The sequence below is a fragment of the Acidovorax sp. GW101-3H11 genome, assembly GCF_001633105.1.
In the GTDB taxonomy this organism is placed as follows: domain Bacteria; phylum Pseudomonadota; class Gammaproteobacteria; order Burkholderiales; family Burkholderiaceae_C; genus Acidovorax.
In genome coordinates, this window is the sequence record NZ_LUKZ01000013.1 from 140,419 (window position 1) to 162,823 (window position 22,405).

Consider the following 22,405-nt stretch of genomic DNA (forward strand, 5'->3'; position numbering starts at 1 on the left):
TGGCATGACCGCATGGACCTTGCAGCGCCGCCAGTTTGTGGCGGGCGCTGCCGCCCTGGCCACGGCCGCCCTGGGCGGGTGTGAGCGCACCACGCCGCCTTTGCTGGGCGGCTTCACCGGCATCGACATGGCCCGAGGCCACCAACTGCGCGACCTGCTGAAAACCGGCCACCTACCCGCACCCGCCGTGGTGCGGCGTGCGCAGGTGGTCATTGCGGGCGGAGGCGTGGCCGGGCTGGCCGCAGCACGCGCGCTGCGGCTGGCGGGCGTGCACGACTTTGCCCTGCTGGAGCTGGAAGACACCCCCGGCGGCAACAGCCGAGGCACCCTGGTGGGCGGCCTGCCCTGCCCGCAGGGCGCGCACTACCTGCCCGTGCCCGGTGACGACGCGCGCGAGGTGCAGGACCTGCTCGAAGAACTGGGCGTGCGCCAGCGCGTGGCCGGGCGCTGGCAGTACGACGAACGCCACCTGTGCCACAGCCCGCAGGAGCGCCTGTTTTTTGACGGCGAATGGCAAGAGGGCCTGCTGCCCGTGCACGGCGTGGGCGAAGCCACGCTGGCGCAGTACCGCCGCTTTGCCCGCGCCGTGGACGCCGAGGCCCGCGCCGCCCGGTTTGCCATGCCTGCGCTCAAGCTATGGAGCCTAAAACAGCCGCTTGCGCCTGCCCATCAAGCGCTGGATGCTATAACTTTTGATAAATGGCTGGCCGCGCAGGGGCTGGATGACGCCCACCTGCGCTGGTACCTCGACTACTGCTGCCGCGACGACTATGGCGCGGGCGCCGCCCGCGTGTCGGCCTGGGCGGGCATCCACTACTTTGCGAGCCGCCACGGTTTTCATGCCCCCGGCGAGGCGGTGGACGAAGCGCGCGAAAGCGTGCTCACCTGGCCCGAAGGCAACGGCTGGCTTACCCAGCGCCTGGCCGAGCCGCTGCAGAACAGTGCCCCAGGTGGCGGCCAGCTGCGCACCGCCACCAGCGTGCTGCGCATCACCGAAGGCCGCCACGGCGTGGAGGTGGACGCCCTCAACCACCGCACGGGCAACGTGGAGCGCTGGGTGGCGCCGCAGTGCATCGTGGCGCTACCCGTGCTGCTGGCGGCGCGCGTGGTGCAGCAGCCGCCCGCCTTCCTCACGGGCGCGGCGCAGCGCCTGCAGTGGGCGCCCTGGCTGGTGGCCAACATCCACATCGGCAGCCCGCTGGCCGACCGCCCCGGCGCCGCACCCGCATGGGACAACGTGCTCTATGCCGACCCCACGGCCGGGGGCCTGGGCTATGTGAACGCAGGCCACCAGGGCCTGGACCCGCGCGCCACCCTCACCGGCCCCACCGTGCTCACCTACTACCAGGCACTCGGCGACCTGCAGGACGGCCGCCAGCAGCTGGCCACCCAGCCCTGGCAGCACTGGGCCGACGCCGCGCTGGCCGCGCTCTCGGTGCCCCACCCCGACCTGCGCGAACGCGCCACCCGCGTGGACATCACCCGCTACGGCCACGCCATGGTCATCCCCACGCCCGGGGTGCTCGAATATTTAAGCAAAATTGGCCTTCACCGCGCGACCAGCATGCGCAGGCAGCTATCAAAAACAGAGCAAACACCCTGGATCCCCACCCCCACCACCGCGCGCCTGGCGTTTGCGCACAGCGACTGGTCGGGCTACTCGGTGTTTGAAGAAGCCTTCACGCGCGGGCATGGCGCGGGCCTGGTGGCCGCAGGCTGACCCCCGATGGCAGGGATGGCGGCCCCCGAACTGCACATCGACGTGGCGCAGCAGCGGCTGCATCTGGTGGTGCACGGGGCCACAGAGCGCAGCTACCGCATCTCCACTGCACTCAATGGCGTGGGCGAAATCCATGGCAGCGGCTGCACCCCGCGCGGCCAGCACCGCGTGCGCGCCAAGGTGGGCGCAGGCTGCGTGCCCGGCACGGTGTTTGTGGGGCGCCGGGCCACGGGCGAGGTGTATTCGCCCGAACTCGCCGCCGCCCACCCGGGGCGCGACTGGATCCTGAGCCGCATCCTGTGGCTCACCGGCTGCGAACCCGGCGTGAACCGGGGTGGCGCGGTGGACACGCTGCGCCGCTATATCTACCTCCATGGCTGCCCGGATGACTGTGCGATGGGCGTGCCGCTGTCGCACGGCTGCGTGCGTTTGGCCAATGCCGATGTGATCGACCTGTTCGACCGGGTGGTGGTCGGCACGCGGGTGACCATCCACAGCAGCCCCGCCCCCTGGACCACTGAGCGCACGGAGGGCGCAGCGCCATGACAGACCCGGCCCACCCCGGCAGCAGCCCGGCGCCTTCGCTCGACCGCCGCTTCCTCGTCTTCCTGGGCCCGCTGGTGCTCACCAACATGCTGCAGGCACTCACCGGCACGGTGAACCACATCTACGTGGGGCGGCTGCTGGGCGCGGGCTCGCTGGCGGCGGTGGCTTCGTTCATGCCGCTGTTTTTTCTGCTCAGCGCCTTCATCATGGGCCTGGGCAACGGGGCCTCCATCCTGGTGGGCCAGGCCTTTGGTGCACGCAACCCTGCGCGCCTGCACGCGGTGGCGGGCACCACGCTGTGCACCGGCGTGCTGCTGGGCCTGGTGCTGGCCGCCATAGGGGTGGTGGCCGTGCAGCCCCTGATGCGGCTGCTGGGCACCCCGGCCGACGTGCTGCCGCAGGCGGTGGCCTATGCGCGGGGGATGATGGTGCTGTTCCCCGTGCTGTTCACCTCCATGCTCACGGCCGCGCTGCTGCGCGGCACGGGCGACACCGTCACGCCGCTGCGCGCGCTGGGGGTGTCGCTGTCGGTCACGGTGGTGTGTGCGCCGCCGTTCATCCAGGGCGTGCCCGCCATCGGGCTGCCTGCGCTGGGCATTCTGGGGGGCGTGGCCGCGCTGCTGCTGGCCACGCTGTGCTCGCTGGGCTACACGGCCTGGCACCTGCGGCGCCGCGCCCATGTGCTGGCCCCCACGCGGGCGCTGCTGGCGCAGGTGCGGCTCGATGCGGCCTTGCTGCGCACCCTGGTGCGGCTGGGCGTGCCCACGGGCCTGTTCTTCATCACCGGCTCGCTGGCCGACCTGGGGCTGCTCAGCCTGGTCAACGCCCATGGCTCGGCCGCCACGGCGGCCTGGGGCGCGGCCAGCCAGGTCATGTCGTATGTGCTGTTCCCGGCGATGGCCGTGGCCATCGCGTCGTCGGTGTTTGCGGCGCAGGCCATTGGTGCGGGCCAGGGGCAGCAGCTGGTGGCCGTCACCCGCACCGGCATGCGCATGAACCTGTGGCTCACCGGCAGCCTGGCCGTGCTGGTGTTTGTTGCCGCGCCCTGGGTGGTGGGCCTGTTTGTGGCCGACGCGCGGGTGATCGACATCGCCGCGAGTGTGCTGGGCATCACCGTGTGGGGCGCGTTTTTCTTCGGGCGCGCCAGTGTGTACTCGGGCGTGATGCGCGCCAGCGGCACGGTGCTGGCGCCCACGCTCATTTCGCTGGGCTGCCTGGCCTGCCTCATCGTGCCACTGGGCTGGGTGCTGGGCCGCCAGTTTGGCCTGGTCGCCACCTGGGCGGCTTACCCCGCCACCTACCTGTGCGCGATGGTGTTGCAGGGGCTGTACTTCCATGGCGTGTGGCGGCGCCAGGCGGTGCAGCGGCTGGTTTGATCTGATCTGATCAAAAAAGGGCTTCTGCGCCTGATAGGTAAGCCTGGTTAGCTATAAAAGTAATAGCTATCGCGGAGCCTTGCCCGCCAAGCTATCGGCATGGCCGTCACAGCCGCGTCATGCGCTGGCGGCATCGTGGCCGCTTTACTTTTTTGCCCCAGCCACCATGTCCCGATTCTCTGCCCTGGCCGCCTGCGCCGCGCTGGCCTGCGCCGCCGCTTCCTCTTCTGCCATCGCCCAGCAGGCCTACCCCGCCACCCTGGCCGGCCACGCTGTGCTGCCAGCCTTCACCGTCATCCCCGCCCCCAAGGACGCGCCGCAGGACCTGCAGGTTGCGGGCAAGTTCACCACCCCGCGCCGCGTGGACGCCGTGGGCACGGTGATGGGCCAGTCCGGCGGGCGCAACACGGGCGTGTCGCTGCCCTTCCAGGGCCAACCTATCCAGGGCCACTCGGGCATCAAGCGCATGGCCGACGGCTCGTTCTGGATCCTCACCGACAACGGCGCGGGCTCCAAGGCCAATTCACCCGACTTCATGCTGCACCTGAGCCACTACGGCGTGGACTTTGCCAGCGGCCAGTTCCAACGCCGCCAGACCGTGTTTTTGCACGACCCCGACAAGAAGGTGCCGTTCCGCATCACGCATGAAGGCACCGACAAGCGCTACCTCACGGGCGCCGACTTCGACCCCGAAAGCTTCCAGTTTGCCGGTGGCGCGCTGTGGATCGGTGACGAGTTCGGCCCCTTCCTCATCAAGGCCGACCTGGGCGGCAAGGTGCTGGCCGTGTTCGAGACGCAGGTGGACGGCAAGGTCGTGCGCTCGCCCGACGCGCCCGGCGTGCTCATGCCCGGCGCCCCCGATGCCAAGCCCACGCCGTTTGAAGTCAAGCGCTCCAAGGGCTACGAAGGCATGGCCGCCAGCAAGGACGGCAGCAAGCTCTACGCGCTGCTCGAAGGCGCGCTGTGGAACGACGACGCCAAGGCGTATGAAAACGTGGACGGCAAGCAGTACCTGCGCGTGCTCGAATTCGACGTGAAGACCGAGCAATGGACCGGCCGCCACTGGAAGTACGTGCTGGAGGCCAACCACCACGCGATTGGCGACTTCAACATGATCGACCAGACCACGGGCCTCATCATCGAGCGCGACAACGGCGAAGGCACGGCCGACAAGGCCTGCCCCGCCGAGCAAAAGCGCACCGACTGCTTCCATGACCTCGCCAAATTCAAGCGCGTCTACAAGGTCGAAATGAGCGACGCCAACGTGGGCGCCGAAATCCGCAAGATCGGCTACATCGACCTCATGAACATCCAGGACCCGAGGCGCCTGGCCAAGAAGCCGCTGAACAACGGCGTGTTGACTTTCCCGTTCTTCACCATCGAAAACGTGGACATCGTGGACAGCACGCACATCGTGGTGGGCAACGACAACAACCTGCCCTTCAGCAGCAGCCGCGAGCCGAACAAGGCGGATGACAACGAGCTGGTGCTGTTGGAGGTTGGCGGGCTACTGCAAGCCAAGTAACCCGGCGCCAGCGCGCGGTGGGGTCCGGGTGGCAAAATTCCCGGTTCCCCCTCCAACGCTCCACACACCGCGCCACCATGTTCACAGGCATCGTCCAAGCCACGGCAGGCATTGCCGCCATCCACGACCGCGCAGGGCTGCGCACCTTCACGCTCGATTTCCCCGAGGGCTTCTGCCAGGACCTGGCCATCGGCGCCAGCGTGGCCACCGATGGCGTGTGCCTCACGGTTACCGAGATCCTGTCGCCCACACAGGCCAACTTCGACGTGATGCTGCAGAGCCTGAACATCACCACGCTGGGCAGCTATGCACAAGGCGACCGCGTGAACGTGGAGCGCGCGGCCAAGGACGGCGCCGAGATCGGCGGCCACCCGTTGTCGGGCCATGTGGACTTCACCGGCACGCTCATCGAGCGGCGCGAGTTCGACAACAACCTGGTGTGGCGCGTGGCCGTGCCCGAAGCGTTTCGCCGCTACGTGTTCGCCAAGGGCTACATCGCCATCCACGGCGCCAGCCTCACGGTGGCCGAGGTGAACCGGCAAGAGGGCTGGTTCGAGATCTGGATGATCCCCGAGACCCGCCGCGCCACGGTGTTTGAAAACAAGCAGGTGGGCGACCGCCTGAACATCGAGATCGAGCGCAGCACCCAGGTGGTGGTGGACACGGTGCGCGAGGCCGTGCAGGAGAGCCTGGGCCGCCTGCAGCCGGTGCTGGAGGCGCTGTTGAAGGAAAAGGGCCTGTCGCTCGACGACTTTGTGCAGGCACCTGTGCTGCCGCACTGACGGAGCGAAGTGCCCTCATGTCCGTGGTGGTGCGCCCGCTGGCGCTGAGCGATCTGGCCGACCTGCTGGCCGTGCAGCTGGCCTGCTATGGCGAGGGGTTTGTGGAGAGCGGCGAGGTGTTTGCCCGCCGCCTCGCCAGCCCCGCCAATTGTTCGCTGGTGCTGGAGCAGGGTGGCAGGGTGTGCGCCTACCTGGCGGCCTATCGCAGCGTGCGCGGCAAGGTCACCCCGCTGCATGGCGACTTTGAGGCCGTGGCCCAGCCCGACACTCTGTACCTGCACGACATGGCTGTGTTGCCCAGCTGCGTGGGCCAGGGGCTGGCGCAGGCGCTGCTCACGCCGCTGTGGGAGCGCGCTCAGCAAGAGGGCTTGCGCCACACGGCGCTGGTGTCGGTGCAGGGCTCGCAGGGCTACTGGGCACGCCATGGCTATACCCAGCAAGCGTTGGAGGACGCCGCGCAGCGCCAGCGACTGGCCACCTATGGCGAGGGTGCGAGCTACATGGTGCGCAGCCTGCTGCAGGGGCCGTGCGGCCACGCTGTTCGCGTCAGCCCGCGCTGATGCCTCCGGCCTGCGTGCCCTCGTCCAGCACCCAATCGCGAAAGCGCCGCAGCGCAGGGTCGATCAGCGCCTCGGGGCGGTAGACCAGGCGGTAGCCCAGGGGGGTTGGCGCCTGCGGGGCCCACAGGCCCACCAGGGCGCGGGTGGCCAGCGCACGCGCCACCCGGGTGCGCGTCACCAGTGCAAAACCCTGCCCCGCCAGGGCGGCCTCCACGGCACCCCCGGCGCCCGCAAACACCACGCCCTGGCCACTGTCCACCCGCACCAGGCCCTGGGCGCGGCACCACAGGCGCCAGTCGTCGCGGGTCCCATCGTGCAGCAGCCGGGGGCCGGTGATGTCTGCCAGCTGCGCCCAGGGGCGGTGGGCCACCAGGCGCGGGCTGCACACGGGCACCAGGTCATCGTCCAGCAGCCACTCGGCATGCAGGCCCGGGTAGGGCCCAAGGCCGTGGCGCACCGCAAAATGCATGTCCTCGGCCAGCAGGTCCACCGCGCGGTGGGTGCTGTTCACGTGCACATCCAGCTCGGGTGCGTGCTGCAGAAACAGCTGCAGGCGTGGCACCAGCCACTGGGCCGCAAAGTCGGGCGTGCAGCTCACGCGCACCACGCGGCGGGCCCCGGCGGCCAGCCGGGCGGTGGCGTGGCCGATGCGGGCCAGCGCCTCGCCGCAGGCCGCCTGGTAGTCCATGCCAGCGGGTGTGAGGGCCAGGCCACGCGGGAGGCGATCAAACAGCGCACAGCCCAGGAAATCCTCCAGGCGCCGCACCTGCTGCGACACCGCCCCGGGGGTGACGTGCAGCTCGCGCGCGGCCTCGCGCACGCTGCGGTGGCGCGCTGTGGCTTCAAAAAAGCGCACGGCAATCAGGGGAGGAAGTTTCATCGGTACAGGTCCGCACTGTTCATTCAGACTAAACGGTTGTAGAGGATAAATCGTTTGCCAGAAATGAACGCAGTTTCAACAATAGTCGGCATGTTCTGTGTTTCCCGCTGACCGACCTTTTTCAGGTGCCGATATGCCACTGCCCAGTTTCCTGCGACTCCTTCTGCTGGCTGCCCTCTGGGGCGGCAGCTTCTTGCTGATGCGCGTGGCCGCGCCCGTGCTGGGCGCCTTGCCTACCGCCTTTGTCCGGGTGCTGCTTGGCGCTGCGGGGCTGGGGCTGTTGCTGCTGGTGCTGCGCCTGCGTCCGCGGTTTGGGGGCAAGCTGGGCGCCACCCTGGTGCTGGGGGTGGTGAACTCGGGTATCCCTTTCCTCATGTTTGCCATGGCCGCGCGCAGCCTGCCAGCGGGCTACAGCGCCATCCTCAATGCCACCACGCCGCTGATGGGCGTGCTCATCGGCGCGCTGGCGTTTGGTGAGCGCATCACGGCGGCGCGTGTGGGGGGGATGGTGCTGGGCATGGCGGGCGTGGCGGTGCTGGCCCAGGCCGGGCCGGTGGCGCTCACGCCCGAGGTGCTGGGCGGCATGGCGGCCTGCCTGGTGGCCACGGCCTGCTATGGGCTCGCGGGGTTTCTAACCAGGCGCTGGGTCACCGAGCGCGGGGGGCTCGACAGCCGCATCGTGGCCCTGGGCAGCCAGATGGGGGCCGTGCTGGTGCTGGTGCCGGTGGTGGCCTGGGAGCTGCTGCGCCAGCCCGCCGCCGCCACGGCCTGGCTGGCCGCACCGGCGCCAGTGTGGGGTGCGCTGCTGGGGCTGGGTTTGTTGTGCACGGCTCTGGCCTATGTGCTGTATTTCCGGCTGATTGCCGATGTGGGGCCGCTCAAGGCCCTCACCGTCACCTTCCTGATCCCGCTGTTTGGTGTGGCCTGGGGCTGGCTGCTGCTGGGCGAGCCCGCGACCTGGGCCCATGGGGCGGGCGGCGGGCTGATTGGTGCGGCGCTGTGGCTGGTGCTGCGGCCCGTACCGGCCGCTCCTGTGGCGCTGCAGGGTGCCCGCTGAAAACCCCGGGTCATACGGCGTGGTCATAATGCCCGCCATGCCCCACCGCTGGAAACCCAACGTCACCGTGGCCGCGCTCATCGAGCAGGGCGGCCGCTTTCTGCTGGTCGAGGAAGAAACCACGGACGGCCTCAAGCTCAACAACCCTGCAGGCCACCTGGACCCGGGGGAGTCGCCCATCCAGGCCTGCGCGCGCGAGGTGCTGGAAGAAACCGCGCACGACTTCGAGCCCACGGCGCTGATTGGTGTGTACCTCAACCGCTTCACCAAAACCCGCACGGGGGACGACCTCACCTACATGCGGTTTGCGTTTGCAGGCACGCTGGGCACGCACCACGATTGGCGCACGCTGGACACCGGCATCGTGCGCACGCTGTGGCTCACGGCCGACGAGATCCGCGCCTGCCCCGAGCGCCACCGCAGCCCCTTGCTGCTGCGCTGCCTGGAGGACTACCTCGCAGGCCAGCGTTTTCCGCTCACGCTGGTGCACACCGACATCTCGGTGACCGAACCCTCTGCGCAGTAGTGCAACAGCGGAGCAGCGCCGAGGCGCAACGCAAGAATTTTTTTTGGATTGCATGTAACCCGCAGCGCGCGGGGGACGAATTACCAGGCAGAGAGCGCGGCACTGTGTTGCGTGATCTACCCGCCTGATTCGTCATCCCCCAACGTTTACGGAGTTACCCACCATGCTGTCCACACACACCAAGACCACTGCCTCGTTCGCCCTGTCTGCCGCCCTGCTGGCACTGGCATCCACCAGCTTTGCGGCCGATGCGCCCAAGGGCTCCAAGGGCGCGGCCATTGCCGCCAACGACAAGGTGCACTGCTACAACGTGCACGATTGCAAGGGCAACAGCGACTGCGCCACCGCCGAGCACAGCTGCAAGGGCCAGAACGCCTGCAAGGGCCACGGATTCAAGGCCAAGACGGCATCGCAGTGCCTGATGGACAAGGGCACCATCGGCGATATCAAAGGTTGAGATGAAGCTCCCCCTGAGGCGCTTCGCGCCTTCCCCCCCTCTCGCTGCGCGGGAGGGGGACGCCACCGGTGGCCTGGCAAAGCCAGTTCCACGGTGGCACTGGTTTCGAATGCGCCAGTTTCATCGTTTAAGCCCTGCGCGAAGTCCTGCCCCAATCTGAGCTTTCGCCATGGCATATGACCCCATCGCCACGCGCGGCACCGGCTTTGGCCTGGGGCTGCGCACGCCGCACTACGCCGATTTCCTGGCGCAGAAGCAGCCGCTGGACTGGCTGGAAATCATCACCGACAACTACCTGATCGACGGTGGCAAGCCGCTGGCGGTGCTGGATGCCATCCGGCGCGACTACCCCGTGGCCATGCATGGCGTGGCCATGTCCATCGGTGCGGCGCAGGGCGTGGACCTGCCCTACCTGCAGCGCGTGAAGGCGCTGGCCGACCGCATTGAGCCGCTGTGGGTGTCCGACCACCTGTGCTGGACGGGCCCCGGCCCCGAGCAGCTGCACGATCTGTACCCGTTGCCCTACACCGATGCCTCTGCGCGGCACGTGATCACGCAGATCCGCCGTGCGCAGGATGTGCTGGGCCGCAGGCTGGTGGTGGAGAACGTTTCCAGCTACCTGCGCTACCAGCACGACAGCGCGAGCGAGTGGCAGTTTCTGGCCTACATCGCGCAAGAGGCCGACTGCCTGCTGCTGGTGGATGTGAACAACATCCATGTGAGCAGCGTGAACCATGGCTTTGACCCGCTGGAATACCTGCACGCCCTGCCCGCACACCGCGTGCAGCAGATCCACCTGGCCGGGCACAGCGACAACGGCGACCACATCATCGACACGCACGACCACCCGGTGGCGGCGCCGGTGTGGGCGCTGTACGCCCAGGCCTGCCAGCGCTTTGGCGCGGTGGCCGCGATGATCGAGCGCGACGACCACATCCCGCCGCTGGCAGAGCTGCTGGCCGAGATGGACATCGCCCGGCGCATTGCGGCCGAACACACGGCCCCGCCCCCGGGCGCTGCGGCCCCCGTGGTGGCGGCGCCCGCCGAAGGGGCCGACGCACCCCGCCTGGCCACCGTGCAGCGGCAGGTGGCGGATTGGGTGCTGGCGGAGCCACTGCCCGCCGTGTCACAAGACGGTGTGGCAACCGGCCGCCTGCCCATCTACCACCACGCCTACCGCGCGCGGCTGGCCGAGGTGCTGGCCGACACCTATGCCAAGACCTGCCTCTACATGGGCTCGGACACCTTCGACGTGCATGCCCGGGACTACGCCGTGGCCCACCCGCCGCACACGCGCAGCCTGAACCGTTATGGAGAGGGGCTGGTGGACGCGCTGCGCCAGCAGTACCCCGCCAACCCCGAGCTGCACGAACTCGCCCAGCTCGACTGGGACCTGCGCACCCGCTTCGATGGGGAAGACCTGCCCGCGCTCGGCAGAGAGCAGGCCCAGGCCGTCGCCGACTGGACCACGCGGCCCGCCGTGCTGCACCCCAGCGCACTGCTGCGCACAGTGACCACCAACGTGGTCAGCCTGTGGAATGCCATTGACGCCGACGCCGAAGTCCCCGAGGCCGTGGCCCTGCCCGCGCCCGTGGGCCTGCTGGTGTGGCGCAAGGGCTTTCAGCCGCACTTCCGCACGCTGGACGCCGCCGAGGCGCGCTGGGTGGGCGATCTGCACGCAGGGGCCTCGGTGCACGATGCCTGCACGGCTTTGCTGGGCAGCGGGCTGTGGGATGGCGATGCCGCCCAGCTCAGCGCCTGGCTGGCGCAGTTGCTGGACGATGGGCTGGTGCGTGCGGACGCAGCCCCTTAGAACTGGTTATTAGGCCGTCACTCGGCCGTGAGCTTGCGCTCCTTGATGATGGTGGCCCACTGCTTCGATTCTTTCTTCATGAAGGCCGTCAGCTCGGCGCGTGTGGTGGGCTGCGGCGTGAGGCCATGCTTGTTCAGCGCCTCCTTCACGCCCGCATCGTTCAGCACCTTCACGATCTCCTGGTTCCAGCGCTCCAGCAGTGGCACCGGCGTTTTGCCCGGGGCCACGAAGGCATACCAGTTGAGTGCCTCAAAGCCCGGAAAGCCCGACTCCGCCACGGTGGGGATGCCCGGCAGGTAGGCGGGGCGCGTGAGGCCGGTGGTGGCCAGCGGGATCAGCTTGCCTGTCTCGACATGGGGCAGCGCCGTGGGCGGCGCCGCAAAGTAGGAGGTGATGCGTTCGCCCAGCAGGTCTTGCAGCGCGGGGGCGCCGCCCTTGTAGGGCACATGCGTCATGTCGATGCCCGCGCGCTGGTTGAACAACTCCCCCGCCAGGTGCGATGCCGAGCCTGCCCCGGTGGAGGCAAAGTCCACGCTGCCGGGCTTCTTTTTGGAGAGCTGCACGAACTCGGCCAGCGTCTTCACGCCCGCGCCCTTGTGCACCACCAGCACGTTCGGAAAGTTCACCCCGCCCGACACGGCGGCGAGGTCCTTGAACGGGTCGTAGGTCAGCTTCATGAGGTGCGGCGCGATGGTGAGCGGGCCCACCGAACCGAACAGCAGCACCGTTCCGTCGGCCGCTGCATTGGCCACAAACTGGTGCGCGATGTTGCCGCCCGCGCCGCCCTTGTTGTCCACCACCACGGCCTGGCCGATGTTCTCGCCCAGTTTCTTGGCGATCAGGCGCGCGGCAGCATCGGCCGCGCCGCCAGCGGCAAAGCCCACCACCAGGGTGACGGGTTTCTTGGGCGGGAAGTCCTGCGCGGCTGCGCCCAAGGCCAGGGGAACGCTGGCCAGCGCCAGGGCGCAGTGCAGCAGGGTGCGTTTGTTCATCGGTGTCTCCTTCATCGTGAGGGGTGTTGTGATCGTGGGCTCAGTCGGCACTCAAACCGATGGGGTGGGGCTGGCGCTTTTCCACCGCGTGGCGCAGCAGTGCAGCGGTGCGGAAAATGCCGTGCGCAAACTTGCCGTAGGGCATGGTGGCAAACAGGGCCATCACGGCGCCCAGGTGCAGGCACAGCAGCAGCGGCAGGGCGGCGGTGCCGCGCGCGGCCCACAAGGCCAGGCCGCTGGTGGCGGTGAGGAACAGCAGGGCGATGAAGGCGCGGTCCATGGGCTTTTGCGCGGCGTCGCCGTGTTGCGGATGGCGGCGTTGGTTCAGCCGCCACAGGCCTGCCGTGCCCATCGCCAGGCTGATGCCGCCCACGCCGCCCAGCAGCTTGGGCAGGCTGGGCAGGTCATACGGTGCGGGCGCGCCCAGCAGGTAGTGGTACAGCGTGGCCACGCTGGTGGCGGCAAAACACAGCAGGAAGCCGTAGAACGTGAGGTGGTGAAACCGCCTGCGCGAGAGGGTGTAGGCGTCGTCCTCGTTGTGGCAGCCATCGCCGTGGCCGCCGTCCAGATACTTCAGGCGCAGCACCGCATCGGTGGCTTCGGCCGTGGCGGGGGCAGTCAGCGGGGCGCCGCTGGTGGCGGGCGTCACGTCGCGCCAGAAGCGGCGCACGCCCAGACCCAGGGCCAGCACGGCGAACAGGAACACCGGCGCGAACAGGCCCACCAGCAGGTTGTGCGGAAAGATGCCGTAGAAGCCGCCCACGGGCGCGTGCCACAGCGCAGCCAGCCCTTGCCCGTGCAGCGCCACGGCCAGCAGCAGGAACAGCGTGAGCCCGCCCACCAGCGCCAGCGCAAGGGTCAGGCCGTTGCGCTGGTAGAGCTGGCCCAGTGCGGGCGGCCAGGCGTAGTCGGCATAGGTCTGGCCGCGCACCTGGGCCATGGCCTGCGGCACGTTCACCACAAACTCGTGCGGCGGCGCGTACTGGCAGGCGTGCAGGCAGGCGCCGCAGTTGTGGCACAGGTTGGCAATGAAATGGATGTCGGCCTTGCCAAACTCCAGCCGCCGCGTCATGGCCGGGAACACGGCGCAGAAGCCCTCGCAGTAGCGGCAGGCGTTGCAGATCTGCAGCTGGCGGGCCACCTCGGTTTCGGGGGCCGACAGCACGACATCACCATTCGCCAGCGCGCGGGCGTCGCGTGCCAGGGCCTCAAGCGTTTGCATGGTTTGCTCCTGAATTGATAGCTATTGAGGCAATGTCATCAGGCGGTAAGGCCTGTTTTGATGCCCAAGCGGCACGCGCCGCCTGTGTGCCCGCGATGCGGCCAAACGCGGTGCCGATGCTCATGCCCACGCCGGCGGTGTAGCCCTTGCCCAGCACGTTGCCCGCCATCATTTCGCCCGCCACAAACAGGTTGGGGCTGGGCTGGTGGTTGAAGCGCACGGCGGCGGTGTCGTCGGTGTGCAGGCCCAGGTAGGTGAAGGTGACGCCGGGCTTGAGCGCGTAGCCGTAGAACGGGCCGCTGTCGATGGGCCGCGCCCAGTGCGTCTTGGCGGGTGCCACGCCTTCGGTGTGGCAGTCGTCCAGTGTGGTGTGGTCGAACGTTCCCACGCGGCAGGCGGCGTTGTAGGCATCGAGCGTGCGGGTGAAGGTGTCCACCGGCAGGCCCAGCTTTTGGGCCAGCTCGGGCAAGGTGCCCGCCTTCACACCCGGGAACACGGGCGGCATGAAGCGGCCAATGGCCTGGCTGTCGATGATGGAGTAGCCGATCTGCCCCGGCTGCTGCGCCACCAGGCGGCCCCAGATGGCGTAGCGCTTGGGCCAGAAGTCTTCGCCCTCGTCGTAGAAGCGTTCGCCGTTGCGGTTGACCACCACGCCCAGCGACACGCAGTCGATGCGTGTGCAGATACCGCCGTCGTACAGCGGTGCGCGTGCGTCGATGGCCACCATGTGCGCCTGCGTGGGGTCGCCAATACGGTCGGCGCCGTGGTCTTCCAGCAGGTGTTTGAGCAGCACGCCCTTGTTGTAGGCCGTGCCGCGAATCAGGAAGTTGTCCGCAGGCCATTCGCCCCGTTCGTTCTGGCCCCAGGCCTCGCGCAGCCACTCGCGGTTCGATTCAAAGCCGCCCGCAGCCAGCACGCAGCTTCTGGCGGCAATGCGCTCGCCATTGGCCAGGTGCGCGGCGATGAAGCGGCGGCCGTCCATCTCGATGCGCTCCACAGGCGCTTCGTAGCGGATCTGGACGCCCAGCTGCTCCGCGCTGCGGTAGTAGGCGTTGACCAGCGCCTTGCCGCCACCCATGAAAAACGCATTGGTACGCGCCACATGCAGCGTGCCCGCCAGTGCGGGCTGAAAGTGCACGCCGTGGCGGCGCATCCACGGGCGGCAGGTGCTTGACGCGCGGATCACCAGGCGCGCCAGGTGTTCGTTGGTGAGGCCGCCCGTCACCTTGAGCAGGTCTTGCCAGAACTCTTCCTCGGGGTAGGTATCGACCAGCACGTCCTGCGGCGCGTCGTGCATGCAGCGCAGGTTGCGGGTGTGGGCCGAGTTGCCGCCGCGCCAGGCGCGCGGGGCCGATTCGAGCAGCAGCACGCTGGCGCCTGCTTCGCGCGCCATCAGGGCGGCGCACAGGGCGGCGTTGCCACCGCCGATGACAAGCACGTCAACCGCAGTGTGTTCCGCAGGGGTGGGGTGGTGTGGCACCGTGGTTTTCCATTCGTGGGGGTGGCCGCCACTGTAGGAATTTCGCCCCGGTGTGGGCAGGCCCGAATGGGCAAGGGGCCATCACGGATCGTGATGGCCGGGCACTGCTTGATGTGCCTTTTACGCCGCCTGCGCGAGCGTGGCGCCGACCCAGGTGCCCGACTGCACCAGCGCCCGCGCGCAATCTGCCAGCACCACGCGGGTGGCCAGCGCAGCGGGCGAGAGTTCGTCGTCGGACAGGCTGCACAGCGCGGCGGGGCGGCTGGCGGGCGCGTCGGCCAGTTCGGCCAGGCCAAAACGCGTGGCGGCATCCGGGTAGCGCCCCACGGCGGCCCAGGGCTGCAGGGTGCTGCCCAGGCCCGCGTTCACTGCGTCCATCAGCATGGCCAGCGAGTCGATCTCCATCGCCACCTGGGGCGTCACCTTGGCGGTGGCAAATGCGGCGTCGATGCGGCTGCGCAGGCCATGCGGGCCGGTGGGCAGGATCAGCGGCTCGTGCTGGATCTGCGCCAGGCGCAGGCGCTTGGGCAGTCTGGCGGGCAAGGTGCTGGTGCCGCCGTGGGCGCTGCGGATGAGGAACAGGCGCTCCTCCAGCAGCGGCAGCACGCTCCAGCGGCGCGCGGGCTGGGTGTCGAACAGCACGGCCAGGTCCAGCTGGCGTGCGTTGAGCATGTTGGAGAGGTGGCCCGACAGGCTCTCGACCATGTGCAGCCGCACGTCGGGGTAACGCTCGCGCATGGCGCGCATCAGCGGGATGCCCAGCACCGACGCGGTGGTGGGCGCCAGGCCCACGGTCACGGTGCCCGACAGCCGGGCTTGCCGCGCCACGCGCGCCGCCTGGTCGGCATGGCGCAGGGTGAGCTGCGCCTCGCGGAAAAAGGCCAGCCCGGCCTCGGTGGGCACGGTGCCCTTGCTGGTGCGCTGCAAAAGCCGCGTGCTCAGCTCTCCCTCCAGCCGACTGATCTGCTGGCTCAGGGCCGACTGCACCATCTGCAGGTCGAGCGCGGCGCGGCCCATGGAGCCGAGTTCGACGATGCGGACGAAGTAGCGAAGCTGGCGCAGTTCCATGGGGCGATGGTCGCACAGTCCCACCAGTGCCTGCGTGGCCGCACCCCGAGGACATAGCAAGCAGGCTCTTGCACTTCAGAAGGTGTGCACTACGCCTGCAGAGACACCGGTGGCGGTCGCCTTGTTGGCCGCACCCTGGAAGCCGTTGCGCCAGCGGGTGTTGTCCAGCTCGGCATACACCTTAGTGCGGCGCGAGAGCTTGTATTCGGCAAAGGCCACCAGGCGGCCATAGCCGTCGTCGGCCGCGCCGGTGCGCGTGCGGTCTACCTTGTAGTAGGCGGCCGTGAGGTCCACCAAAGGCGCCACCGCCCAGGTCGCACCGGCCGACAGCACGCGCTGCTCTGTGAAGCGGCCTGCGGCTGTTTCGGCCTTGTTGCGGCCTGCATTGGCGGCCAGGCGCACGCTGCCCCACTGGTACGCGGCGCCCAGCGTGGTGGCGTCCAGCGAGCGCTTGTTGGTGTCGTTGAAGCTCTGGTACGCGCCGGATACCACGAAGCCATCCGCAGCCCAGGCCAGGCCCGCGCCGCGTGACGACAGGGCTGAGGCCTGCGATGCGACTTCGCCGATGCCCCACATGGCACGTGCCGTGAAGCCGCCGAAACGGCCCGTGTACTTCAGTGAGTTGTCCAGCCGGTACGAGCCCGAATTGGCGCCTGCACTGCCGTACTCAATGCCCAGGCCATGCTGGCTCAGCGCCGTCACGCCGATGTTGGGGTTGAAGCTGGCAAAGCGCATGGCCAGCGGGTCCACGGGCGAGATGGCGTCGGCGAGCGTGGTGGTCTGGCGGCCCAGGGCCAGCGTGCCCCAGCCGCCCTGCAGGCCCACCCAGGATGCCCGGTCGAAGTACTTGCTGGCGTTGGCGGGTGCGCCGGTGTCGGCGTTGAGCCCGCTCTCCAGGTTGAACAGCGCCTTGGCGCCGCCGCCCAGGTCTTCGCTGCCCCGCAGGCCCCAGCGGCTGGTGGTGTGGATGCCGCTGCCCAGGCTGTGGGTGGAGCCTGGTGCCGGGGCGTTGGATGCGGTGAGGCCGCTGCCGTTGCGCAGGCCCAGGTCCACCACGCCGTAGAGCGTCACGCCCGCGTTCTGCGCCATGGCGCAGGGGGCGATGAGTGCAGCGCAAGCCGCTGCCACAAGTCTTTTCATGAATGTCTCCTGTGTTTGAAATGGAGCGGGGCCTCCCGGAGCGCCCCGCCGGTCAGTCCGGGGTGAGCTGGGCCTTCAGCACCACGCCCTTCCACTTGGCAAGTTCCTGCTTCACGGTCAGGGCCAGCTGCTCGGGCGTGCTGGTGTCCACCACCGCGCCCTGTTCCTCGATGCGGCGCACGACATCCTTGTCGGCCAGCGCGGTGTTGAGGGTCTTGTTGAGCAGGTCGATCACCGGGCGCGGCGTCTTGCCAGGTGCGAACAGGGCATACCACTGGGTGATCTCCACACCCTTGACGCCTGCTTCTTCGAGCGTGGGCACATCGGGCAGCAGCGACGAGCGTTTGGGCCCGGCCAGCGCCAGCGCGCGCAGCTTGCCGTTCTTCACGTGCGGGTAGGCCGAGAACAGGCTGGGGAACATCACCTGCGTCTGCCCGGCCATGGTGTCGTTCATGGCGGGGGCTGCGCCCCGGTAGGGCACATGGGCCATCTGGGCGCCGCTTTCCAGTTTGAAGATCTCGGCCGAGAAGTGCGGGGCCGTGCCATTGCCCGCCGATGCGTAGTTGAAGTCGCGGGGCTTGGCCTTGCTCAGCGCCACCAGCTCGCCCACCGTTTTGGCGGGCACCTTGGGGTTCACCACCATCAGCGTGGGCGAGTAGCTGACCATGCCGATGGGCTCGAACTGCGTGATGGGGTCGTAGCGCAGCTTCTGCAGCGCGGGGCTCATGCCGTGGGTGCCGATGTAGCCGAACAGAATGGTGTGCCCGTCGGGTGCCGCTCGGGCCACGTATTCGGCAGCAATGGCACCATTGGCTCCGGCCTTGTTCTCCACGATGACTTGCTGGCCCAGCAGGGTGGAGAGCTTGAGCGCCACCACGCGCGCCATGCCGTCGTTGCCGCCTCCGGCGGCGGTGGGCACGACCAGTGTGATGGGCTTGTCGGGGTAGGCAGCGTGGGCGGTGCCAGTGGCCCAGAAGGCGCTGGACGCGAGCGCCAGCGCGGCGGTGGCCAGTGCCGTGCGGCGCTTGGTGGTGTGGATGGGATGGGTCATGGTTTGTCTCCTGTCGTAATGGTTGGAATCGTCGCAATCGTTGAAATCTTTGGAACGGCGCTGCGCAAGCAGCGCCTTGAAGAGCGCTCAGTGCGCGGGGGCGCTTTCGGGCACGAACAGCGTGCCTTCCAGAATCTTTCGTGCGGTGCGCACCAGCGCGGCCTGCACCAGCTTGAACTGGCCGTCCACCTCGCTGAGTTCCACCTCCACCTGGATGCGGCCTGCCGGGTGTTGCACCTCCACGCGACGCAGCCCGGCGCTGGGGGGGCTGCGTTCGTCGGTGGCCACCGTGCCCGGCAGTACCGAGGCCGCCGCTACGCCGATGGCGCCCGTGACAGCGTGGGACCGGTGGCATTGGTGAGGGGTGAAGTAGCGCGACACCACGCAGCCCGGTGATGTGCCTGGCGACACGATCACCGGCTTGGGCAGCACGCTGTGCGTCACATCGCCCATGCCCATGCGCTGGCCTGCTTCGAGGCGCAAGGCCTCCAGGCGGGCGAGCAAGGCGGTGTTGGTGTCCAGCTCGGCGGGTGTCTCGTCGCCGCGCAGGCCCAGGTCGGCGGCCCGCACCAGCACCATCACCTGGGCCGCGTCTATGCAGGTGACATCCAGGCCCTGGATGTGGTCGATGCGCTGGCCCGTGGGAAAAATCTGCCCGGTGACAGCGCCCCAGGCGTCCAAAAAATTCATGAGCACCGGGGCTGCCGTGCCCTTTACGCCGTCAATGCGCACGTCGCCGTCGTAGTGCACCTGGCCCCCGGCGGTGCACACCTGCACGTCGATGCGGGAGCGGGTGTTGACGTTGTAGACCCGCACCCGGGTTGTGCCCTGGCCTGAGGGCGCCACCAGGCCCTGCTCGATGGCAAAGGGGCCCACGCCCGCCAGCATGTTGCCGCAGTTGGGCCGCGTGTCCACACGGGCCTCCTGCACGCTGACCTGGGCAAACAGGTAGTCCACGTCGCAGTCGGGCTGCGTGGAGCGCGAGACGATGGCGACCTTGCTGGTCAGCGAGTTGCCGCCGCCCAGGCCGTCGATCTGCAGCTCATGCGGCGAGCCCAGGGCCGCAATCAGCGTGCGGTCGCGGGCCTCGGGGGCCTGCGGCAGCCAGTCGGCCAGGAAGAACGGCCCCCGGGAGGTGCCGCCACGCATCAGAACGCAAGGAAGGTTGGTGCTCATGGGTCGGCATGGTGCGGCGCCTTCGATGATCTGTGAATTGCATTGTTGGCAATGATTGATGCATGGCGTGCAATAGGCTTTGGCTGCTTTTACATGCTCCAATTACGTCCGTGAATTGCAATTTTCTGAACGTTTGATGCACGGCTTGCAATGCCGAAGAAGCTGTGAAATCACTTGAAGGAAGCCCCGATGAACAACAAGTTCGACCTTGCCGACATCCAGGCCTTTGCTGCCGTGGCCGAGCTGCACAGCTTTCGCGCCGCGGCCGAGTCCATCCACCTGTCGCAGCCTGCGTTCAGCCGCCGCATCGACAAACTCGAAGAAGCGCTGGGTGTGCGCCTGCTCGACCGCACCACGCGCCGCGTCACGCTCACGGCCGTGGGCCGCGACTTTGCGCGCAAGACGCGCGTGTGGCTCGATGACCTGGACGGCATGCTCATGGGCCTGGGCGATGTGGCTGCGCGCCGCATGGGCGAGGTGACGATTGCCTGCGTGCCCTCGGCCGTGTATTACTTCCTGCCGCAGGTGGTCAAGCGCTACCACGAGCGCTTTCCCAAGATCCGCGTCAAGGTGCACGACGCCAGCGCCAATGAGGTGCTGGTGGCCGTGGCGCAGGGCGATGCGGACTTTGGCCTCAACTTCATCGGCAGCCAGGAGGCCGAGATCGAGTTCAAGCCCGTGCTGGCCGAGCGTTTTGTGGCCGCCTGCCGGCGCGACCATGTGTTGGCGCGGCGCAAGAAGGTCACCTGGGCCGAGCTAGGGCAGCACGACTTCATGTCGGTGGGCAAGACCTCGGGCAACCGCCTGCTGATGGACCTGGCGCTGGCCAATGTGCCCGACCGGCCCCAGTGCCTGTACGAGGCCAAGCATGTGACCACGCTGCTGGGCCTGGTGGAGGCGGGCCTGGGCGTGGCGGCCGTGCCCAGCCTGGCGATGCCGGGCAAGGACCACCCCACGCTGGTCAGCATTCCGTTGGTGGAGCCCATCGTCACCCGGCAGATGGGGCTCATCAAGCGCCGGGGCAAAACCCTGTCGCCTGCCGCGCAGCAGCTGTATGACCTCTTGGTCGCTACGCGTTCTGTGCGGCCGCGCAAGGCGACGGCGGCCTGAAAAATACAATTGGGGCAATGACAGCACCCACCAAACACCGCGTCGTCGTCGGCCTTTCCGGCGGCGTGGATTCGGCCGTGACCGCGCACCTGCTCAAAAAGCAGGGCCACGAGGTCGTCGGCATCTTCATGAAAAACTGGGAAGACGATGACGACAGCGAATACTGTTCGTCCAACATCGACTTCGTGGACGCGGCCGCCGTGGCCGATGTGATCGGCATCGAGATCGAGCATGTGAACTTTGCGGCCGACTACAAGGACCGCGTGTTCGCCGAGTTCCTGCGCGAGTACCAGGCGGGCCGCACGCCCAACCCGGACGTGCTGTGCAACGCCGAGATCAAGTTCAAGGCGTTCCTGGACCACGCCATGCGCCTGGGCGCCGAGAAGATTGCCACGGGCCACTACGCCCGCGTGCGCCAGAACAGCACCTCCGGCCTGTTCGAGCTGCTGAAGGGGCTGGACCCCTCCAAGGACCAGAGCTACTTCTTGCACCGCCTGAACCAGGCGCAGCTGGCCAAGACCCTGTTCCCCGTGGGCGAGCTGCACAAGACCGAGGTGCGCCGCATCGCCGAGGAAATTGGCCTGCCCAACGCCAAGAAAAAGGATTCGACCGGCATCTGCTTCATTGGCGAGCGGCCATTCCGCGAGTTTCTGAACCGCTACATCAGCCATGCGCCGGGCCCCATCCTGGACGACCGGGGTCGCAGCCTGGGCAAGCATGTGGGCCTGTCGTTCTACACCCTGGGCCAGCGCCAGGGCCTGGGCATTGGCGGCGTGAAGGAAAAAGGCGCGCAACGTGGTGGTGGCGCGCACGAGCCCTGGTTTGTGGCCCGCAAGGACCTGGAGAAGAACACGCTGCGTGTGGTGCAAGGGCATGACCACCCCTGGCTGCTGTCGCACCACCTGGTGGCACAGGATGTGAGCTGGTGTGCGGGGCAGGCACCAGCGCCGGGCGCCTATGCTGCCAAGACGCGGTACCGCCAGCAGGATGCGGCCTGCACCCTGGAGGCCGCGCTCGCAGGCTTTGCGCTGCAGTTCCCGGAGGCCCAGTGGGCCGTGACCCCCGGACAGAGTGCGGTGCTGTATGACGGGGAGGTGTGCCTGGGGGGTGGGGTGATCCAGGTCGCTGCGCCCTGATTCTTGGGTGCCCGTGGGGTGGATTCCTGGGTGGGTTCAGAAACCGTCATGACTATTGAAATTATTTTGTAATAGTTTTCGTTTATGCTGTGTGGTGTTGTGCCCACACACACCGGCATGGAGGGTGCCGTTGAAGGAAGTTGACCTTTGGCATGGCCGCTGAAAGTGCATTTTTTGGGGCAAGCCTCCTAGAATTCCGCACAACCTGTTTGAAACCACATGTATCAGCCGATGCATGGGGTATCTCCCTTGAGTCCACCCCCCGCGAGGGCCGCCGAATCGGGCCCGAAGCTTGCTCGTGCGCACGCCATGTTTTCAACTGCCTCCCTGCCAGCCAACCCCGACATCACCCAACGCCTTATCGATCAGCAGTGCACCGTGCAATGGAGGGGGTTCCTGCAGGCCCTGGCGGCCGAGTTTGCTGCCGCGCTGCCGCCTGAGGACCTGCGCGCGCTGATGTTCCGGGTGGGCGCACGGTTTGCTGCCGAGCACCCCCTGCCCGCATGTGCCACCCTGGATGACCTGCAGCGCAGCATGGCGGCGGTGTGGGACCGCATCGGCTGGGGTGGCGTCCGCCTGCAGCAGGCTGCGGCGCAGCTGGACATTCACCACGACCTCTCGCCCTTGTCGGCGGCTTTCGGGCCGGGCCATGCGCCATGGTCCGGCGGCTTCCTCGAAGGGGTCTACCAGAGCTGGTTCGAACAGGCTGGCGCCGCCCAGCTTCGCGTGGCCCAGTCCGCCCCGGCGGACGCCTGGGGCTGCATCCATTTCCAGCTGGCACGCTGAGC

The 22,405-nt window shown here is 68.2% G+C and carries 21 protein-coding genes; 13 read left to right on the top strand and 8 right to left on the bottom strand.

Annotation, left to right across the window (positions count from 1 at the left end; genetic code table 11):
- Nucleotides 1-4: 4 nt before the first annotated feature.
- From A1D30_RS14930 to A1D30_RS14955, 6 genes are all read left to right on the top strand, one after another.
- Nucleotides 5-1,720, top strand: a complete 1,716-nt coding sequence (locus A1D30_RS14930; RefSeq protein WP_109790957.1) for an NAD(P)-binding protein — start codon at nt 5-7, stop codon at nt 1,718-1,720.
- Between the two features lie 15 nt (nt 1,721-1,735).
- The gene (locus tag A1D30_RS14935) at nt 1,736-2,266 is read left to right on the top strand and encodes a L,D-transpeptidase (protein ID WP_063461507.1); all 531 of its coding nucleotides are present in this window, start codon (nt 1,736-1,738) and stop codon (nt 2,264-2,266) included.
- A complete protein-coding gene (locus A1D30_RS14940) occupies nt 2,263-3,642 on the top strand; it encodes an MATE family efflux transporter (protein WP_063461508.1) in 1,380 nt (459 codons plus the stop codon). The genes A1D30_RS14935 and A1D30_RS14940 overlap by 4 nt, the downstream gene beginning before the upstream one ends.
- A gap of 166 nt (nt 3,643-3,808) precedes the next feature.
- Entirely contained in the window at nt 3,809-5,167 is a 1,359-nt protein-coding gene (locus tag A1D30_RS14945; protein WP_063461509.1) for an esterase-like activity of phytase family protein, read from the top strand.
- Between the two features lie 77 nt (nt 5,168-5,244).
- On the top strand, nt 5,245-5,949 hold the full coding sequence (locus tag A1D30_RS14950; protein ID WP_063461510.1) for a riboflavin synthase: 705 nt from the start codon (nt 5,245-5,247) through the stop codon (nt 5,947-5,949).
- 17 nt (nt 5,950-5,966) lie between these two features.
- The gene (locus A1D30_RS14955) at nt 5,967-6,509 is read left to right on the top strand and encodes a GNAT family N-acetyltransferase (protein WP_063461511.1); all 543 of its coding nucleotides are present in this window, start codon (nt 5,967-5,969) and stop codon (nt 6,507-6,509) included.
- Here A1D30_RS14955 and A1D30_RS14960 read toward each other — a convergent pair.
- Nucleotides 6,496-7,389, bottom strand: a complete 894-nt coding sequence (locus A1D30_RS14960; RefSeq protein ID WP_063461512.1) for a LysR substrate-binding domain-containing protein — start codon at nt 7,387-7,389, stop codon at nt 6,496-6,498. The two genes, A1D30_RS14955 and A1D30_RS14960, sit on opposite strands and share 14 nt — an antisense overlap.
- 133 nt (nt 7,390-7,522) lie before the next feature.
- On the opposite strand from A1D30_RS14960, the gene A1D30_RS14965 reads away from it, so the two are divergent.
- The 4 genes from A1D30_RS14965 to A1D30_RS26745 all read left to right on the top strand — a co-directional run bounded on the left by A1D30_RS14965 (nt 7,523) and on the right by A1D30_RS26745 (nt 11,242).
- Nucleotides 7,523-8,446 carry an EamA family transporter gene (locus A1D30_RS14965; protein WP_063461513.1) on the top strand — a complete coding sequence of 308 codons (924 nt, stop codon included), beginning with the start codon at nt 7,523-7,525 and terminating at the stop codon, nt 8,444-8,446.
- Between the two features lie 37 nt (nt 8,447-8,483).
- Nucleotides 8,484-8,972: an NUDIX hydrolase gene (locus tag A1D30_RS14970; RefSeq protein WP_063461514.1), complete on the top strand. Its 489-nt coding sequence runs from the start codon at nt 8,484-8,486 to the stop codon at nt 8,970-8,972.
- A 163-nt stretch (nt 8,973-9,135) separates the two neighbouring features.
- Nucleotides 9,136-9,429 carry a hypothetical protein gene (locus A1D30_RS14975; protein WP_063461515.1) on the top strand — a complete coding sequence of 98 codons (294 nt, stop codon included), beginning with the start codon at nt 9,136-9,138 and terminating at the stop codon, nt 9,427-9,429.
- 169 nt (nt 9,430-9,598) lie between these two features.
- Nucleotides 9,599-11,242, top strand: coding sequence for a DUF692 family multinuclear iron-containing protein (locus tag A1D30_RS26745; protein WP_063461516.1), 1,644 nt, complete (start codon nt 9,599-9,601; stop codon nt 11,240-11,242).
- A gap of 17 nt (nt 11,243-11,259) precedes the next feature.
- On the opposite strand, the gene A1D30_RS14985 is transcribed toward A1D30_RS26745, so the two are convergent.
- From A1D30_RS14985 to A1D30_RS26460, 7 genes are all read right to left on the bottom strand, one after another.
- Nucleotides 11,260-12,234: a tripartite tricarboxylate transporter substrate binding protein gene (locus tag A1D30_RS14985; protein WP_063461517.1), complete on the bottom strand. Its 975-nt coding sequence runs from the start codon at nt 12,232-12,234 to the stop codon at nt 11,260-11,262.
- 40 nt (nt 12,235-12,274) lie between these two features.
- Nucleotides 12,275-13,456, bottom strand: a complete 1,182-nt coding sequence (gene tcuB / locus A1D30_RS14990) for a tricarballylate utilization 4Fe-4S protein TcuB (protein ID WP_063461518.1) — start codon at nt 13,454-13,456, stop codon at nt 12,275-12,277.
- On the bottom strand, nt 13,443-14,936 hold the full coding sequence (gene tcuA / locus A1D30_RS14995) for an FAD-dependent tricarballylate dehydrogenase TcuA (RefSeq protein ID WP_063461519.1): 1,494 nt from the start codon (nt 14,934-14,936) through the stop codon (nt 13,443-13,445). Before tcuA ends, tcuB begins: the two co-directional genes overlap by 14 nt.
- A gap of 120 nt (nt 14,937-15,056) precedes the next feature.
- On the bottom strand, nt 15,057-16,004 hold the full coding sequence (locus tag A1D30_RS15000) for a LysR substrate-binding domain-containing protein (protein WP_063461520.1): 948 nt from the start codon (nt 16,002-16,004) through the stop codon (nt 15,057-15,059).
- A gap of 75 nt (nt 16,005-16,079) precedes the next feature.
- A complete protein-coding gene (locus A1D30_RS15005; protein ID WP_063461521.1) occupies nt 16,080-17,144 on the bottom strand; it encodes a porin in 1,065 nt (354 codons plus the stop codon).
- 52 nt (nt 17,145-17,196) lie between these two features.
- Complete coding sequence (locus A1D30_RS26455; protein ID WP_063461522.1) at nt 17,197-18,195, bottom strand: tripartite tricarboxylate transporter substrate binding protein; 999 nt, start codon at nt 18,193-18,195, stop codon at nt 17,197-17,199.
- An 87-nt stretch (nt 18,196-18,282) separates the two neighbouring features.
- A complete protein-coding gene (locus A1D30_RS26460; protein WP_063461523.1) occupies nt 18,283-19,371 on the bottom strand; it encodes a 4-oxalomesaconate tautomerase in 1,089 nt (362 codons plus the stop codon).
- 189 nt (nt 19,372-19,560) lie between these two features.
- On the opposite strand from A1D30_RS26460, the gene A1D30_RS15020 reads away from it, so the two are divergent.
- The 3 genes from A1D30_RS15020 to bcsD all read left to right on the top strand — a co-directional run bounded on the left by A1D30_RS15020 (nt 19,561) and on the right by bcsD (nt 22,403).
- A complete protein-coding gene (locus A1D30_RS15020) occupies nt 19,561-20,481 on the top strand; it encodes a LysR family transcriptional regulator (RefSeq protein ID WP_063461524.1) in 921 nt (306 codons plus the stop codon).
- Nucleotides 20,482-20,498: 17 nt separating this feature from the next.
- Nucleotides 20,499-21,617 (top strand): tRNA 2-thiouridine(34) synthase MnmA, encoded by a 1,119-nt coding sequence (mnmA, locus tag A1D30_RS15025; RefSeq protein ID WP_063461525.1) that lies wholly within the window; start codon nt 20,499-20,501, stop codon nt 21,615-21,617.
- A 309-nt stretch (nt 21,618-21,926) separates the two neighbouring features.
- Nucleotides 21,927-22,403, top strand: coding sequence for a cellulose biosynthesis protein BcsD (bcsD, locus tag A1D30_RS15030; RefSeq protein WP_063461526.1), 477 nt, complete (start codon nt 21,927-21,929; stop codon nt 22,401-22,403).
- The last annotated feature ends 2 nt before the right edge of the window (nt 22,404-22,405 follow it).